The sequence below is a fragment of the Aeromonas sp. R4-3 genome (assembly GCF_040908275.1).
Lineage (GTDB): Bacteria > Pseudomonadota > Gammaproteobacteria > Enterobacterales > Aeromonadaceae > Aeromonas > Aeromonas rivipollensis.
In genome coordinates this window covers 75,648-91,442 of the sequence record NZ_JBFODK010000023.1, presented here as the reverse complement: position 1 = coordinate 91,442, position 15,795 = coordinate 75,648, and the positions used below count along the sequence as shown (strand labels likewise).

At 46.1% G+C, this 15,795-nt stretch carries 13 protein-coding genes; 12 read left to right on the top strand and 1 reads right to left on the bottom strand.

The window, feature by feature from the left end:
- The first annotated feature begins 75 nt into the window (after positions 1-75).
- Together pflA and AB5Y91_RS06605 are read left to right on the top strand one after the other, a co-directional pair.
- Positions 76-918 (top strand): pyruvate formate lyase 1-activating protein, encoded by an 843-nt coding sequence (gene pflA, locus AB5Y91_RS06610; RefSeq protein WP_082030047.1) that lies wholly within the window; start codon positions 76-78, stop codon positions 916-918.
- A gap of 79 nt (positions 919-997) precedes the next feature.
- On the top strand, positions 998-1,639 hold the full coding sequence (locus AB5Y91_RS06605; RefSeq protein WP_368169349.1) for an energy-coupling factor ABC transporter permease: 642 nt from the start codon (positions 998-1,000) through the stop codon (positions 1,637-1,639).
- Between the two features lie 79 nt (positions 1,640-1,718).
- Here AB5Y91_RS06605 and AB5Y91_RS06600 read toward each other — a convergent pair whose 3' ends face one another.
- Entirely contained in the window at positions 1,719-2,243 is a 525-nt protein-coding gene (locus AB5Y91_RS06600; protein WP_368169348.1) for an acyloxyacyl hydrolase, read from the bottom strand.
- Between the two features lie 818 nt (positions 2,244-3,061).
- Between AB5Y91_RS06600 and AB5Y91_RS06595 the strand changes: the two genes are divergently transcribed.
- The 10 genes from AB5Y91_RS06595 to AB5Y91_RS06550 all read left to right on the top strand — a co-directional run bounded on the left by AB5Y91_RS06595 (position 3,062) and on the right by AB5Y91_RS06550 (position 15,783).
- Positions 3,062-3,436 carry a hypothetical protein gene (locus AB5Y91_RS06595; RefSeq protein ID WP_106887241.1) on the top strand — a complete coding sequence of 125 codons (375 nt, stop codon included), beginning with the start codon at positions 3,062-3,064 and terminating at the stop codon, positions 3,434-3,436.
- Between the two features lie 24 nt (positions 3,437-3,460).
- Complete coding sequence (locus AB5Y91_RS06590) at positions 3,461-5,230, top strand: polysaccharide biosynthesis/export family protein (RefSeq protein ID WP_368169420.1); 1,770 nt, start codon at positions 3,461-3,463, stop codon at positions 5,228-5,230.
- A 61-nt stretch (positions 5,231-5,291) separates the two neighbouring features.
- On the top strand, positions 5,292-6,092 hold the full coding sequence (locus tag AB5Y91_RS06585; protein WP_368169347.1) for an ABC transporter permease: 801 nt from the start codon (positions 5,292-5,294) through the stop codon (positions 6,090-6,092).
- Positions 6,093-6,114: 22 nt separating this feature from the next.
- Complete coding sequence (locus tag AB5Y91_RS06580; RefSeq protein WP_275058440.1) at positions 6,115-6,765, top strand: ABC transporter ATP-binding protein; 651 nt, start codon at positions 6,115-6,117, stop codon at positions 6,763-6,765.
- 15 nt (positions 6,766-6,780) lie between these two features.
- Positions 6,781-7,983: a sugar transporter gene (locus tag AB5Y91_RS06575; protein WP_368169346.1), complete on the top strand. Its 1,203-nt coding sequence runs from the start codon at positions 6,781-6,783 to the stop codon at positions 7,981-7,983.
- A gap of 395 nt (positions 7,984-8,378) precedes the next feature.
- Positions 8,379-9,275, top strand: a complete 897-nt coding sequence (gene galU / locus AB5Y91_RS06570) for a UTP--glucose-1-phosphate uridylyltransferase GalU (RefSeq protein WP_368169345.1) — start codon at positions 8,379-8,381, stop codon at positions 9,273-9,275.
- A 32-nt stretch (positions 9,276-9,307) separates the two neighbouring features.
- Positions 9,308-9,736, top strand: coding sequence for a glycerol-3-phosphate cytidylyltransferase (tagD, locus tag AB5Y91_RS06565; protein ID WP_368169344.1), 429 nt, complete (start codon positions 9,308-9,310; stop codon positions 9,734-9,736).
- Between the two features lie 2 nt (positions 9,737-9,738).
- Entirely contained in the window at positions 9,739-10,974 is a 1,236-nt protein-coding gene (locus AB5Y91_RS06560) for a tetratricopeptide repeat protein (RefSeq protein ID WP_368169343.1), read from the top strand.
- A 19-nt stretch (positions 10,975-10,993) separates the two neighbouring features.
- Positions 10,994-14,761: a CDP-glycerol glycerophosphotransferase family protein gene (locus AB5Y91_RS06555; RefSeq protein ID WP_368169342.1), complete on the top strand. Its 3,768-nt coding sequence runs from the start codon at positions 10,994-10,996 to the stop codon at positions 14,759-14,761.
- Positions 14,758-15,783: an XcbB/CpsF family capsular polysaccharide biosynthesis protein gene (locus AB5Y91_RS06550; protein WP_368169341.1), complete on the top strand. Its 1,026-nt coding sequence runs from the start codon at positions 14,758-14,760 to the stop codon at positions 15,781-15,783. The genes AB5Y91_RS06555 and AB5Y91_RS06550 overlap by 4 nt, the downstream gene beginning before the upstream one ends.
- Positions 15,784-15,795 lie beyond the last annotated feature (12 nt).

Genomic DNA, 15,795 nt, shown 5'->3' with positions numbered 1-15,795 from the left:
ACTGGTAGGATTTATAGGGCTTTATGTCATAAAATAACGACCGCTCGAACCCTGTCCGAACAATTGGAGTCGTCTATGTCAGTCATTAACCGGATCCCTGCCGTTGAAACCAGCGGCCCTGCCGATCAGGGCACTCAGCGGATCCCTGCCGCCACCGTTAGCGACACCAGCAATCCCGACATCATTGGCCGGATCCATTCCGTCGAGACCTGCGGCACAGTCGACGGCCCCGGCATCCGCTTCATCGTGTTCATGCAGGGCTGCCTGATGCGCTGCAAGTATTGCCACAACCGGGACACCTGGGACACCCAGGGCGGCCGCGAGGTCACTGTGCCCGAGTTGATGCAAGATCTCACCAGCTACCGCCACTTCATGAATGCCTCCGGCGGCGGCGTCACCGCCTCCGGTGGGGAAGCCATGCTGCAGCAAGAGTTCATCGCCGAGCTGTTTGCCGCCTGCCAGGCGCAAGGGATCCACACCTGCCTGGATACCAACGGCTTCGTGCGTCACTACGACGAGCTGCTCGATCGGGTGCTCGACAACACCGATCTGGTGCTGCTCGACATCAAGCAGATCAACGACGAGAAGCACATCCCCCTCACCCATGTCAGCAACAAGTACACCCTGGAGTTTGCCCGCTACCTGGCGTCCCGCGGCCAGACCATGTGGATCCGCTACGTGGTGGTGCCCACCTGGTCCGACGATGACGAGAGCGCCGAGGGGCTCGGCCAGTTCATCGCAGAGCTGGGGGAGTGCGTCGAGAAGGTGGAGCTGCTGCCCTACCACGAACTCGGCAAGCACAAGTGGGACGTGCTGGGAGACACTTACGATCTGACCGGGATCAAGCCCCCCAGCAAGGAGACCATGGACAGGGTCCAGGCCATCCTCGGCAAGTACCACCCCAACGTGAAGTATTGAGACAGGGGGCCGCCCGGTACAGGGCGGCCTCTTTTTATTGCGCCCCTGGCCTTGCAGCGCCGGCACAAGAGGAGAGGTCATGAGTGAAGGACAAGTCGCCGCCCTCCTGCTCTGGCTGGTGCTGCTCGCCTTCAGCCTGAACGCCTCCCTGCTGCGCACCCTCCACGCCAACCCCCTCTATCAGCACCTCTGCCTGGGGAGCGCCATCGTCCTGGTGCCGCTCTGGACCTTGCGGGCAGGCCTCCACGAGGGGCTGGAGATCCACTTTCTCGGCCTCACCAGCCTGACCCTGCTGCTGGGCTGGCGCCTCGCCCTGCTGGCCCCCTGCCTCACCCTGCTGATCCTCGGGGCCTTTGGTGTCATCAACCTGGCGGAGTTCGGCTGGCAGGCGCTCATCGGTGTCGCGCTGCCGGTGGCCACCAGCTGGCTGCTGTTTCTGGCAAGCTGGGCCTGGTTGCCCCGCCACCTCTTCGTCTACCTGTTCGTGGCCGCCTTTCTTGGGGGGGCGCTCAGCATCTCGGTCAAGATCCTCGCCAGCGCCCTGCTGATGGGGATGAGCGGCACCTACCCCTGGCACACCATCGGTGCCGACTACCTCTCCATCTGGCCGCTGCTGCTCTTCCCCGAGGCCCTGCTCAACGGCATGGCCATGACACTGCTCGCCGTCTATCGACCCCACTGGGTCAACACCTTCTTCGACAGGGAATATCTGGGGCGCTGAACCAGGTATGATGGTCGTACCGGCCCCATGCCACGGGTATCCTGAACGTCGAACACCGCTCAGAAGATCTGATGAAAATCTAGAATCTGTACTCGATGTGGAGTGTATGGCTGTCCAGTGATGGGTTGTGCTCATACATATGTCCATTGGACATATGTTCATACTGGTACCCCAACAGCAAGTTCCGATTGAAGACATACCCCAACCCCAATCCTGTTGATAGCTGGACAGGGCCACCATAGTCCTTGAAACCATTCCCCTTGTGCCCGAACTCATGTTTGCTCAGCCACAGTACCTCAACCGGCATCCATACCACCCATTGGCCCCACAGGCATTCAGCACGCCCTCCAGCACCCAACCGGGCCCCGGATTCATGGCCAACATCCAGCACGCCACCACGCACCCCCAGACCAAACTGACAACCCGATTCACCCCATTGCCAGAACATATGGTGGAACTTGATGTCAGCAGTATAAATATCGAGCTTCTCGTTTTCGGCAGGTGTTCCTAGCTGCACAGCCACGACTTCGTCATTGGCAATGGCTGTCGTGCTCATGCTCAGCAAGAGCAATAATCTGGCTATCGAGTGAAGATTGGCGTCCATGCCCCCTCCTGCATCCTGATGTCCCCGCTTTGTCAAGCGTCAAACAGGTACACATCAGGCATAGTCAGTGAGGGAAAGAGCTGTCAACTCAACACCAAAAACTAAAAATGCATAAGTTTTCGAAGAAATAGTCTACAAAATTAGCAGTTGAGCGTTATGTTCAAGGGGATAACACTAATGACCTACACTATGTAAGCCTTAATAACGTTCCCTGCCACACCAACCACATCATTACTTCTGATGCAACAAAAATATCCATCATCAAATGGATATCTCAAACATTCCTTATTTAAGAGCTTTCTAAATTGACAACTTCTGCGCTAAAAATACTCATCAGACCTGTTTCAATCATTACTGCAAACATGAAAATATAGTTACATAACAATAGATTAAATCACTCTGGCGCTACCAGTTACACGACTAATATGTATTGACTCATTCGCAACCCACAGGTAATATGCGCCCGGAATAAAATTAAACATGACGAGCGTGTCGAAATAACGCAATATATGTGAGCTCGGCTCCAGCACGACTGGAAAGCTATTCAAACAGGGCTGTTGATGACAGTCCGCCTTATGTTTTTAATTTTATTTCAAGCCTCAATTTGACCCCCCCCTAGGCCGGAGCAATGTCACTTCCGTGCGGTAGCTTTTCTCTTTTTTTACTTTTGAGATAATGTACTTCCATGTACAGTTTCGGTACAGCACGACCAAGGTAGGACATGAGGCAAGTATTATCGCAAGACGAACACCGCCGATAACACAAAATTAACGCATTATTTACATTTCAAGTTTTGACTCCATGGACAATATTGACACATGAACTACGCAACCCGGTTTCTGGCGATATCGCTAGCCATGTCTATCGCTGGCTGCGCATATGAGCCAAAGCAGGTCGAAGCCTCCCGTCCCCTCGTCAATCCATCATCGACCACAGCACAACAAGCCATGCCAGCAAATCTGCAACAGGCGCTCAATACCCAACCTCAAGGGGCTGCACTCAGCACAAACGGCGTTACCTTCACCCTGGGTCAACGCTATGTGTCGGCCATGGGACGTGAGTGCGTTGACCTGCTGTTCAACAACATGCAAGGCCACTCGCAAAGAAGTGTCGCATGCAAGAGTGAAGAAATGTGGTACCTGATACCTCAATTGGATCAGGCTTCTGTCAGCAGCCTTCTTGCTGAACAATAAAACTCGAAGGTATCTGTTTTGAAAATGAACGTTCGTCATCTGAGTACCCTCCTGTTTCTCATCAGTGCCTCCTGCACCACCATGGCGGCTAGTGCACCGGACCAGGCCCAGGCAAATGGGGCATCATTTGGCTATAACCTGTCGGGTAATTCAGGGGATAACAATCGGCCCCAACTTGGCGGCCAGTCATCGCTGAGTGGTCAAGCCAGCACAAGTTCAACAACCGGCAGTTTTGCGCAACAAAATCGGCAAGGCATGTTGCTGCCAGGTGAGGCAGATGTGCGGAAATTACTGCCACAGGCCGAAGCCGGACTCCCTCCCCCCTACGGCGCCAACCTCTTTGCAGGTGGATATGAAACCGAACGCAGTGATGGCTTGAATGACAATTACCTGATAGCACCAGGTGACAAGCTGAATATCTGGATCTGGGGCGCCGTCAATTTCTCCAATGTGGTAACAGTCGACAATCAGGGCAATATTTTCATCCCTGATGTTGGCCCCATCAATGTCAAGAATGTTCCTGCCAGCCAAATCAATAATCTGGTAACCAGCAAGATTGGTGATGTATTCACCAACAACGTCAACATTTACGTCAATTTGCTGACGACAACACCAGTGAGTGTATTCGTGACAGGGCCGGTGATCCGCCCAGGCCAATATGCCGGACAATCGTCTGACAGCGTGCTCTATTTCCTCAAGCGGGCGGGTGGCATCGATTCAGAGCGTGGCAGCTACCGTCAAATCAAGGTCTTGCGCCAAAACCAGGTCCTCCAGCAGATCGACCTGTATGAATTCATGCAGAAAGGCAAAATGCCCAAGCTTTCCCTGAAGGATCAGGATGTGATCCTGGTGGAACCCCAGGGGCCGATGATCAATGTGGCTGGCAAGGTTCGCAATCCATTCCGCTTCGAATTAAAGCAGCGTAATACACTGGGTTCGGAACTGGTCAATTATGCCCTGCCCCTCGCCAAGGTGAGTCATGTCGGAGTAATTGGTGATCGTGCAAACGGTCCCTTCTCTATTTATCTGCCTTACAAAGATTTTGCTCAGGTCCAACTCAAGGACGGCGACAAGGTGCTGTTTAACGATGACATGCATGCACAAGTTTACGATGTGCAGGTCACCGGCAGTTATATGGGACCCTCTTACTTCACCGTCCGCAAAGAGACCAAACTGCACGATCTGCTCAACCACATTCCGATCAATCCGGATCTGGCCGATTACCAATCCATCTATCTGATGCGAAAGAGCGTGGCCATCCGGCAAAAAGAGATGCTGGATGAGTCGCTCAACCGCCTGGAGCGCAGCGTATTCACCGCGCCGGCCAGTTCGGATGGTGAGGCAACCATCCGTGCCAAAGAGGCCGAGCTGGTCATGCAGTTTGTGGACAAGGCTCGCAAGATTCAGCCTCTGGGCAAGGTGGTAGTCGCCGACAAGGGCATCATCGCCAACATTCAGTTGGAGCAAGGCGACCAGATTGTGATCCCGAACAAGACGGATCTCATTCAGGTTGGCGGTGAAGTGCTGATGCCGCAGGCAGTAGTCTACAACCCCAATGCCAACCTCGATGACTATGTTGCCTGGGCTGGCGGGTTTACCGAGCGAGCCAATGATCAGCGCATCGCCGTCGTGCATGCCAACGGGTTGGTGGAGTTCAAGGGCCAGGGGAATGTTCAACCCGGGGATCAGATCATGGTATTGCCCAAGGTTGACAGCAAAACCATGCAGTCTGTCAAAGACATCACCCAGATCATCTATCAGATCGCCGTGGCGGCAAACGTAGCCATCAACTAAACCGCCCACCGAACAATGCAGACTCGTCAATCGGCGAGTCTGCCATACGGTAAACGACTCAATGCATAAACCCATTCTCAATCAAACACCTCGAACGCCCCTGCAGGTGCTGCGCGATGTGACGTTTGGTTTGCTTATCCGAGAACTGAAGACCCGTTTTGGCAGTTACCGGCTGGGCTATGCCTGGGCCTTGATCGATCCCTTACTGATGATCAGCGCCTTCAGCCTGATTTTCGGGCTGCGCGGCCACAGTGGGTTCGGGGGGGCGCCGGCACCACTCTTTATAACTGCCGGCTATTTGCCCTTTCTCTTTTTCAAGAATGTCGTGAGCAAGCTGCAATCCGCGGTCAGCGCCAATATGGGGCTGTTCTGCTACCGGCAGGTGACCCCATTTTCTACCTTTGTTGCCCGCTTCATGCTCGAGACCATGATTGGCATGATGGTGGGTATCATCCTGGTACTGGGGCTGCTCTGGTTCGGGTTCGATGCCATTCCGGCGGATCCCTTGCAGGTGATCCTCATCTATTTGCTGTTGATGGTGTTCTCCTTTTCCCTCGGTATCGTCTTCTGCGTTATCTGCACGCTATTTCAGGAGGCAGACAAGTTCCTCGGTCTGCTGATGATGCCGCTGATGTTTATCTCTTGTGTGATGTATCCCCTGATCAGCATCCCAGTCCAGTATCAACACTGGTTTTTATGGAACCCGCTGGTGCATGCCCTCGAGCTGATCCGAAGTGGCTGGATCGCCGGTTACAGCAGTCCCAATGTCAGCGCGGCCTATCTGTCAGGCGTGACCCTGCTGCTGCTGACTTTTGCCATGAGCTGCTATCGTCTGAGCCATCGCCGGCTGATCGCCAGTTGATCGCCAATGAGTGCGGAATAACATGATCATTCTCGACAATGTATCCAAGTACTACCCCACCAAGTTCGGCCGCAACTATGTGCTGCGGGATGTGAGCATCACACTGCCGCAGGATCGCAACATCGGTATTCTGGGGGTCAACGGTGCGGGCAAATCCACCCTGCTTCGCCTGCTGGGCGGTATGGATACACCCAATCAGGGCAAGGTAACGCGCCATTGTCGCGTCTCCTGGCCGCTGGCCCTCAGTGGCGGATTTCAAGGGAGCATGACAGGGCGGGAGAACACCCGCTTCGTCTGTCGTATCCACGGTGTACGCGATACCCAAGAGGTGGAGGAGTGGGTCAAGGAGTTTTCCGAAATAGGAAAGCACTTCGAGCTGCCAATAAAAACCTACTCCAGCGGCATGAAATCCAAGTTCTCCTTTGCCGTCAGTATGGCTTTTGACTTTGATATCTATCTGACCGATGAGATCACTTCGGTGGGGGATGCTCGTTTCAAACAAAAATGCATTGATACCTTCAATCAAAAGCGCGAGACCGCGAGCCTTATCATGGTGTCCCACGACATGAAAAACCTGCGCCAGCAGTGCGACATGGGGATATTGCTGCGCAACAGTACACTGGAAATCTTCGACAATATCGATGACGCCATCCGCATTTATCAGAATCTCTAACAAGCTGCATTCACCATGACCCAACCTATCCGTTCCGAAAGACCATCCCGCTTCGCACGCAAACTGCGCAAGCTCGGCAATGAGCCCAAGCGTTTCTTTATCGACTCCAGCGGCTTTCAGATTGCCCACCGCTCCTGGCAGCAGAGCCTCAAGCTCGGCAGTTTTCTCTGGGTCGTCGCCTGTTTTACCATTGCGGCTCTCTATCTGGGGGTCATCGCCTCTGACCGTTACGTGAGCCGGGCGGAGATCATCATCAAGCAGGCTGACCAGATCAAGATGCTGCCCGATGCCCTCTCGATGCTGGGTATTGGCGGCAGCAATCATCAGGATGCCCTATTGATCCAGGATTATCTGAACTCCTGGGACCTGCTGGCAAAACTCGACAAGGAGCTTGACCTCAAGTCCCATTACCAGAACGATCAGGCAGACTATTTCTCCCGCCTGCCACAGGATGTCAGCCGGGAAGATTTTATCGAATATTATCGTAACCACCTGATGTTACGTTTTGATGAACTGTCGGGCGTGCTCACCATCGAGTTGCAGGCATTTGATCCCGAATATGGCCAGCGGGTAGTGGGCCTGATGCTCAAGGAGTCCGAGCGCTTTATCAACAAGCTGGGGCATCAAGTGGCGCTGGATCAACTGGCCTTTGTCGAGAAAGAGGTCGATCGCGCCTATCGACGGTTGCAGGATGAGAAGGCCAAGGTGCTGGCGTTTCAAAACAGCCATCAACTTATCAGCCCGGAATCCACCAGTAGCGCCCGTCTCGGGGTAGTCAGCCAGATCGAGGCCGAGCTGGTAAACCAGCAGGCGCAGCTCAAACAACTGCGCAGCTATATGAGAGAGAACGCCCCCGCCGTCATCTCGGTGCAGAGCCGCGTCGATGCCCTGACCCGGCAACTGGAGCAGGAGCGTGCCAAGCTCACCGGTCTCGATAAAGATGCCATGAACGAGATCAACGCCGGTTATCTGGATGTACAGACCCAGGCCACTCTGGCAGCGGATCTCTATAAGACGGGCCTCATCAGCCTGGAGCAGACCAGGGTCGAGGCATACCGCAAGCTCAAACACCTGCTGGTTATCAGTCAACCGAGCCTGGCACAGGATGCGGAATACCCTCGCCGTCTCTACAACTTGGCTACCGTCGGTGTATTGTTGTTCCTCTTCTATGGCTTGATAGTGATGGGTCTCGCAACCCTCCGCGAGCACCAAGACTGACCGATATATGACGTTGAATTATCTGGCTCAGGCACATGAGGATCTCATGTGCCCTATCTCACTTGATGGGCCAAGGCTCTGCCAATCTGCCGACGGTTTAGCCAGAAGCCAGTCACACTTGTATCCGGCACTCTTCTTGATATGACCACCTTTAGCTAGTTCGAGAGGTACAACCATAAAAATAAAGAGATCACCTTCGAGTCGAGTAGCTCACTATTAATTCAATCTCGGCATCCAACTTCTTTAATTGTCCAGGGTTATTTTAAAACGAAGTGAAACTGACTTTTGAGAGGACATCAAAAATCATAATTTCAATTTCTACAAGGTAAGACAGAGGAACTATTTCATATTTATAGTCCCACCTGCTCTATGCCATATAATAATCAATATAAACAATGCTAAGGGATAAAATGAAAGCTGTAATTCCAGTCGCGGGGTTGGGTACCCGCATGCTACCTGCTACAAAAGCCATTCCAAAGGAAATGCTGCCTATTGTAGATAAACCCTTGATTCAGTATGTGGTCAATGAATGTATCGCTGCCGGTATCAAGGAAATAATTCTGGTCACACACTCGTCGAAAAATGCCATAGAAAACCACTTCGACAAGTCATTTGAGCTGGAAGCGACATTGGAAAGTCGTGTAAAACGCCAGCTTCTCGAAGAAATTCAGACTATATGCCCCAAAGATGTAACCATTATGCATGTCCGCCAAGGGGAAGCAAAAGGGTTGGGCCATGCAGTGCTTTCAGCTTATCCCCTTGTTGGTCACAACCCTTTCGTTGTAGTACTACCCGATGTCATCATCGATGATGCCGCGAGTGATCTTAAAAAGGATAATCTCGCCAAAATGGTTCGTAATTATAACGAATCAGGGCATTCCCAAGTCATGGTCGAACCTGTAGCGGCACAGGATGTATCCAAATACGGTATTGTTGATTGCCGCTCCATTGATGTGATCGCTGGCGAATCTGCCACTATTTTCAATGTAGTTGAGAAACCAGAGCAAGATGAGGCGCCCTCAAACCTCGCCATTGTAGGGCGCTACGTATTGACTCCGGAGATATGGCCACATCTGCGTATGACCAAACCGGGTGCAGGAGATGAAATTCAGCTAACAGATGCCATCTCAGAGTTGCTCAAAGGTGGTGAAGTCGATGCCTTCTGTATGCAGGGGAAATCTCATGACTGTGGTGATAAGCTTGGTTATATGAAAGCCTTTGTTGAGTACGGACTTCGGCATAGTAGTTTAAAAAATAGCTTCAATGAGTATTTAAGAACAATTAAACTTTAATTTATAATGATTGGACTGAAGAAGGGATAAAAATGAGAACGGTTATAACATATGGAACATTCGATCTTTTTCATGTTGGTCACCTTAATATATTAAAAAGGGCTCGAGCCATGGGTGATAGACTTATCGTTGCGTTATCTACCGATGAGTTTAACCTTGAAATGAAAAACAAAGTAACTGCAATTCCATATAAAGATCGGAAGAAAATTCTAGAGCACCTAACATGTGTTGACCTCGTTATCCCTGAAGTAAACTGGGAACAAAAAGTCACTGATGTACAAAAATACAACGTTGACATCTTCGTGATGGGACATGATTGGGAGGGCAAGTTTGATTTCCTGACTGAGCATTGCGATGTTTGTTATTTGCCGAGGACGGACAATATCTCGTCTACAATGATAAAGAAACATATCTCTTCTGGGCGTACTGGGCAGCTTATTGCAGCCACCATGAATATGTAACAATGAACCAAATAAGACTCCTTGTTAAGAGGTCATGGAGAGAGTCTCGAGAGCTCAACAAAATAGCCAATATGCCATTGGCTATTTTGTTTTCTCATCTGGTAGAGTCCGGAAAAGGGTCAACGCTAATATACTTAGACACTCTTATACCGGCACCAAGACTCCCCACTATAGCCTCATATTACTTTGCTCATGCCTATTATCTTCACGGCAAGTATGACCAAGCAAAAGATCACCTTGCACGAGTCCTAATTAAGCATCCATATCATGCAGATGCCACATATTTACAGTGCAGTATTGATGATATTGAAGGTAGGAAAGATAATGCCTGGGAAAAACTAACCTTATTAGCTAGAAATAACCGAAGATTGAAAACTTGGCTAGTAATGGCAAATCTTGTGGAAGATGAGCATGAGTTTTCTCTTTTGTATCGTGCATGGCAAGATGCGATAACATCAAGACGTGTTGAACGCTTTCATCTTGATGTCAGTAGCTATATTGCAACAGGGGCACTACGGGCAGGCCTCTACGACATAGCGATAAATATTTGGGAGGAATTGATAGAGCAAATCACAAGCAATGAATCAATACCAAGAAATGCTCCGGCACCCAATTCATTTTCGCGAGGAAAAGCTGAGAGAGCACTCCTAGATATTAAAATGCTATTAGACAGTCACCGTATCGAGTTTTTCTTGGTCAGTGGCACTCTACTTGGCTGCATTAGAGAAGGGCGTATACTCCTACATGATAAGGATGCAGATATCGGCGTATGGAGTGACAATGAGAGTAATACACTCTTAACATTACTTAGAACATCCGGCCTCTTCTATCTCCAAGCCTCACGATCTCAGCATGTCATTCGTGTTAAGCATGTTAACGGTACCGCGATCGATGTTTTCATTCACTATCGCGAACCTAATGACTATTGGCACGGAGGCGTAAAACTCAAGTGGAGCAATACCCCCTTTAAGCTGACTAGCTATCCCTTCCTTGGGACGCACTTTAATATACCTGATGACTATGACCTTTACTTGACAGAAAATTATGGTGAATGGCGCATCCCTAGAGAAAAATTTGACTCATCAACAGATACAACCAATGCATCTATCATGAATCAAAAGGAATTAGCCGTCAGCATCTATAGAAAGCTTGCAGATTCTTATATAAAAAAATCAGAGACAACCGTTGCTAGTTGTCTAGCAACTTTATCAAAGTTAAAGTCCACTACTGTACAGTAATTTTAAGCACGAGAAAAAAATGATACATATACTCCCATTGATAAAATCAAAGTACTTCCATTATAAAAAAGACTGGGAAAATGCAGCAAATGAACTGGAAAAGGTACTACCATCACTTCTCACAATAAATAGGTGGCACTATCAGCTAGGGTTTTATTATAGCAAGCTAAAGCGATGGCAGGATGCAGAAAAACATCTTCAAATTGCCACAAGAGATAAAAATGGATCAAAAAGATGGTTTTATCGACATGCAATTGCTCTTGAGAATATAGACAACAAGTCTAAAGCTAAAGAAATTTTTAAAATAATTACCGAAAGAAATGGTGTAGATGCGAAAAAACACTATGAGTCAGGGGTGTTATTGTTAGGTTTTTCTCGTTTTTCAGCCGCTGAGGATTCTTTTAGATTAGCAATTGAACTTGATGATAGAAAACCAATTTACTTTAGCCAGCTTGCATTATCTTTAAATAAGCAATCTAAGTGGTGGCAAGAGGCTGAGGCATTAGAAAAAGCTCTATTAATTCATAAAAATGATAGTGATTTATTATATCGTCTCGGTGTAGTTCTAGAAAAGCTGGAAGATTACAAACGTGCAATAGACGTTTTCTCTGAAGCCGCAAAGCTCAAACCAAATAATTCAGACATTTATTATCTCCTAGGGTATTGCCAAGAAAGATTAGGTCTAGCTGATTTAGCCAGAGAAAGTTACAGTATGGCAATCAATCACGATAATACGCTCAATGCTAAGCGTTTTGGTATCGGTGCTTTCCATAGGAAAAGAGGGCTGTGGACTGAGGCTGCGCTTGCATTCACTGAGAAGAGCAAGTTGAACCATTCAGATGCAGACCTCATCTATAACACTGGTTTAGCATATGACAGATGTTATGACTGGAAGACTGCTGAAAGATTTTATAAGGCAGCCCTCCAGTTCAAACCTGGCCATTCTAATTGGAACTATCGCCTTGGTTTTGTTTTAGAAAGACAAAACAAGTGGAAGGAGGCCGCAACCAAATATGAGGTGGCCACACGATCAAGCGTCAAGCATAACACGCATTATTTTTATCGCCTTGGCTATTGTTTAACAAAAAGCAAGCAACTGGATAAAGCTTGCCTAGCGTTTCTAATGATGAGAATCAATCGAGATGGCCATACGAGTAAATTAAATTACAAGCTATTTTCATCAAATCCGTGGACTGCAGAAGAGCTTTATCAGAGAGCCTTGGAAATGGATGCGGCTGGAAATAGCTTATCAGCCATAAATTATTATCGGCTAGCCACTAAGAAGAATAATGGCTACTCTAGCGAGTATTACTATCATCTTGGATATGCTTACTTTAAATCCGGTGACTACAAGAATGCTGTAAATGCATTTTTGGAAACTCGTATTCTTTCAAAGTCGTATGGTGTAGAGCTTAATGACTTTGATAAAAACAATTCAACTAAGAAAAAAAATAGCTATCTAGAGTACTTCGAGAGACTTGAAGTAATTGACAACGTTGTTCTTTTTGAAAGTTTTCATGGTGCATCCGTTAGTTGTAATCCTTTTGCATTGTATAAACACATGCTAAGTAGGCCTGAGTTTAAAAGTTTCACATACATTTGGGTGCTAAAAACAGGTGTAAAAATACCAGAGTCAATCAGAAGAAAAAGCAACGTAATTGTGATTCAGAGAGAGTCGGATGCATATTTAAGATATCTATCCAGCGCCAAGTATCTAATCAATAATGTAACATTCCCTGAGTATTTCATTAGAAAAGAGAAGCAAGTATATTTAAATACTTGGCATGGTACTCCGATTAAATTCCTTGGTAAAGATATTAAAGACTCATTTTTATCACACCACAATGTAACAAGGAACTTGCTGCAAGCAACTCATGTCATATCTCAGAATGATTATACAAATGATATCCTCATGAATCGCTACGATGCAGCAAAACTATCTACTGCGATTGTCGCAGCGACAGGTTATCCTAGAATAGATATAACCATGAATCAGTCCAGCGATGAGATTACAAAACTGAGACAAAGGCTTAAAGTAAAAAATGATGAAAAAATTATCCTATATGCGCCTACATGGCGAGGTGAGCATGGAAAAGCAAGATTCGATACCACAAGGCTTATCGATGATTTAAAAATAATGTCATCCTTGGGCCATAAAGTGCTATTTCGTGGTCATCATATGATTGAGAACTTGCTCTCTGGACTTTCACTTCCTGTACAAATAGTCCCTCAAGATATTGACACCAATCAACTTTTGGCGAGCGTAGACTTGCTTATCACTGACTACTCCAGTATAGCATTTGACTTTCTTCCCCTTAAAAGACCTATTATCTATTATGCCTATGATCTAGACGAATATCTTGAAGAGCGTGGGTTATACTTTTCCTTAGAGGAAATGCCTGGGCATGTCTGTTACATAAAGAGTAATCTCTATGACACGATCCAAACGTCTCTAAAAACCACAATAAATGATGATGATATAAGAAAACTGAATTATTTTTGCCCCCATGAAGACGGTAAAGCTAGTGCACGAGTTATCGACATGCTTTTCTTCGGGAAAAGATTAGATAAAATAGTAGATGAACATGAAAGAAAAAAGAATATTCTAATTTATGCAGGACCATTCCTTCCTAATGGTATCGCAACATCTACCAATAACCTTCTTCAGCATATTGACCATTCAAAATACAATGTATCTCTAGCTGTTGATGTGAATAGTATTAATGGCTTCCCTGACAGATTAGAAGAGATATCAAAAGTTCCTGATAATGTTTCAATTATAGGTTACAAAGGCTCTCCTAATATGAATTTAGAGGAATCCTGGATCCTTACAAAATTCGACAGTACAAAAACATTCCAATCTCAAGAAATGGAAAAAATTTATCTGAATGCATTTTACAGAGATTTTAGAAGAGCTTTCGGCTTCAAGCCGTTTGATGCGATTGTCAACTTTGAAGGGTATAATAAGAAATGGGTTAGCCTATTCGCGTCAATACCAGATAATATTGCTAAAAAGAAGGTCATATATCAGCATAACGATATGCTTTCTGAGTTCCAATCTAAATACCCATATTTGAAATGTAACTTCTCGTTATATAATAAGTACGACTCGATAATATCTGTGTCAGAGGCAACAAGAGACTTAAATAGAGACAACTTAAGTGAACTGTTTGATATAAATAAAGATAAATTTACCTTTGCAGATAATGTTCAAAATCCAGACTATGTTCTTAAATCATTAGATGCTGATTTTGATGACTCGATGATCTTCGATGATGATGTTTATACTTTCATCACCATGGGAAGAATGTCGCCAGAGAAAGACCATATAAAACTAATTACCGCATTTAATGAGGTTCATAAATACAATTTAAAAACTCAGCTAATTATTTTGGGTGATGGTCCACTTAGATCAGAAATAACATCTTTAGTAAAAAAACTCGGGTTAAACAATGCTGTTCATCTACTTGGGCGTAAAAGTAACCCATTCCCCTATATGAAGCGCTCTAATTGTTTTGTTCTTTCATCAAATCACGAAGGCCAGCCAATGGTTCTTTTCGAAGCAATGATATTAAAACTACCTATTGTTGCCACAAACATTGTTGGTAATCGTGGTGTTCTTCAAGGAAGAACTGGTATTTTAGTTGATAATAATGTGCAAGGGCTTGTTGATGGAATGATTGCTAGCCTTGATGATAAAGTAGAGAAAAATCATTTTGATCATGAGCATTATCAAATGAATGCAATCTCTATGTTTTACAATCAGATTGAGGCTAGAAATAAATGAGCTCTTCCGTATTGAATATAATGCATGACATTGAACTGAATGTTCTCAGACACCACCTAAGTAACAAGTCAATTAAGTACATTCATATCAACCATAATGGGGTTGGTGAAGCAGATAAAAATATTATTGAATTATCAAGAAAGCATAAGCATATAAGAACTATTCTTGTAGAGATCACAAACCATGGCTTTATGACATATGTTTTACGTGGTGGTGTATCATCTTTAGTTCACCTTTCTTCCATTAAATACTTATGGAATCCAGTCAAAGAAAAAGAATACACCATAGATATTAATGATATTGTCTATCAGTATGAGGATGCAGAGCAGCAATTTGATAAAAAACTAGTAGTCATGTTTTACCCAATGGCGCCGAATCCTAACATATCAAGTTTGAGCCGTTATTTTCCAAATAACTTTCCTACTTTAAAAAAGCACTTGGGTAAAAACGTTGCAATATTAAGAGTCGCAGATATAGGCGCAATTACAGGTGCATTCTATCTAAATACTATCGCTTTACCTAAAAATGAGTTCAACATTCAGAGCCTAATTTTTAAAATAATGGAGGATAGGGGTATAGATAAGAACAATGTTATTTTTTATGGCACATCTAAAGGAGGGAGCGGTGCGTTATATCATGGATTGTTAGGTGGTTTTCCTGTTGTATCTGTCGACCCGATCGTCAATGATGAACACTATATTTTAAACCATGGGGATTTACATTTAGTCAATGGGGTTTTTGAAAAGGAAAAGAAAGACGTGTTTTATTCTATCCGAGATGGAGTGAATAAGGAAAACATTCCACCTATAACTATAATTACATCTCACAATTCAGAGCAATATTCATACATAATGAATTTTATTAATCCACTTAAAAATAAAGCCACCATTTATAACAACATAAACCCCATGATCAGAACACATACTGAAGTGGCGCCAAATAGTATTCATATAATCTTGAATGCAATTAACTCATTTTGTCTCATGACCCCATCAGCACCGGGTGAAAGAAACGTAATGTAATTCCTCCTGTAG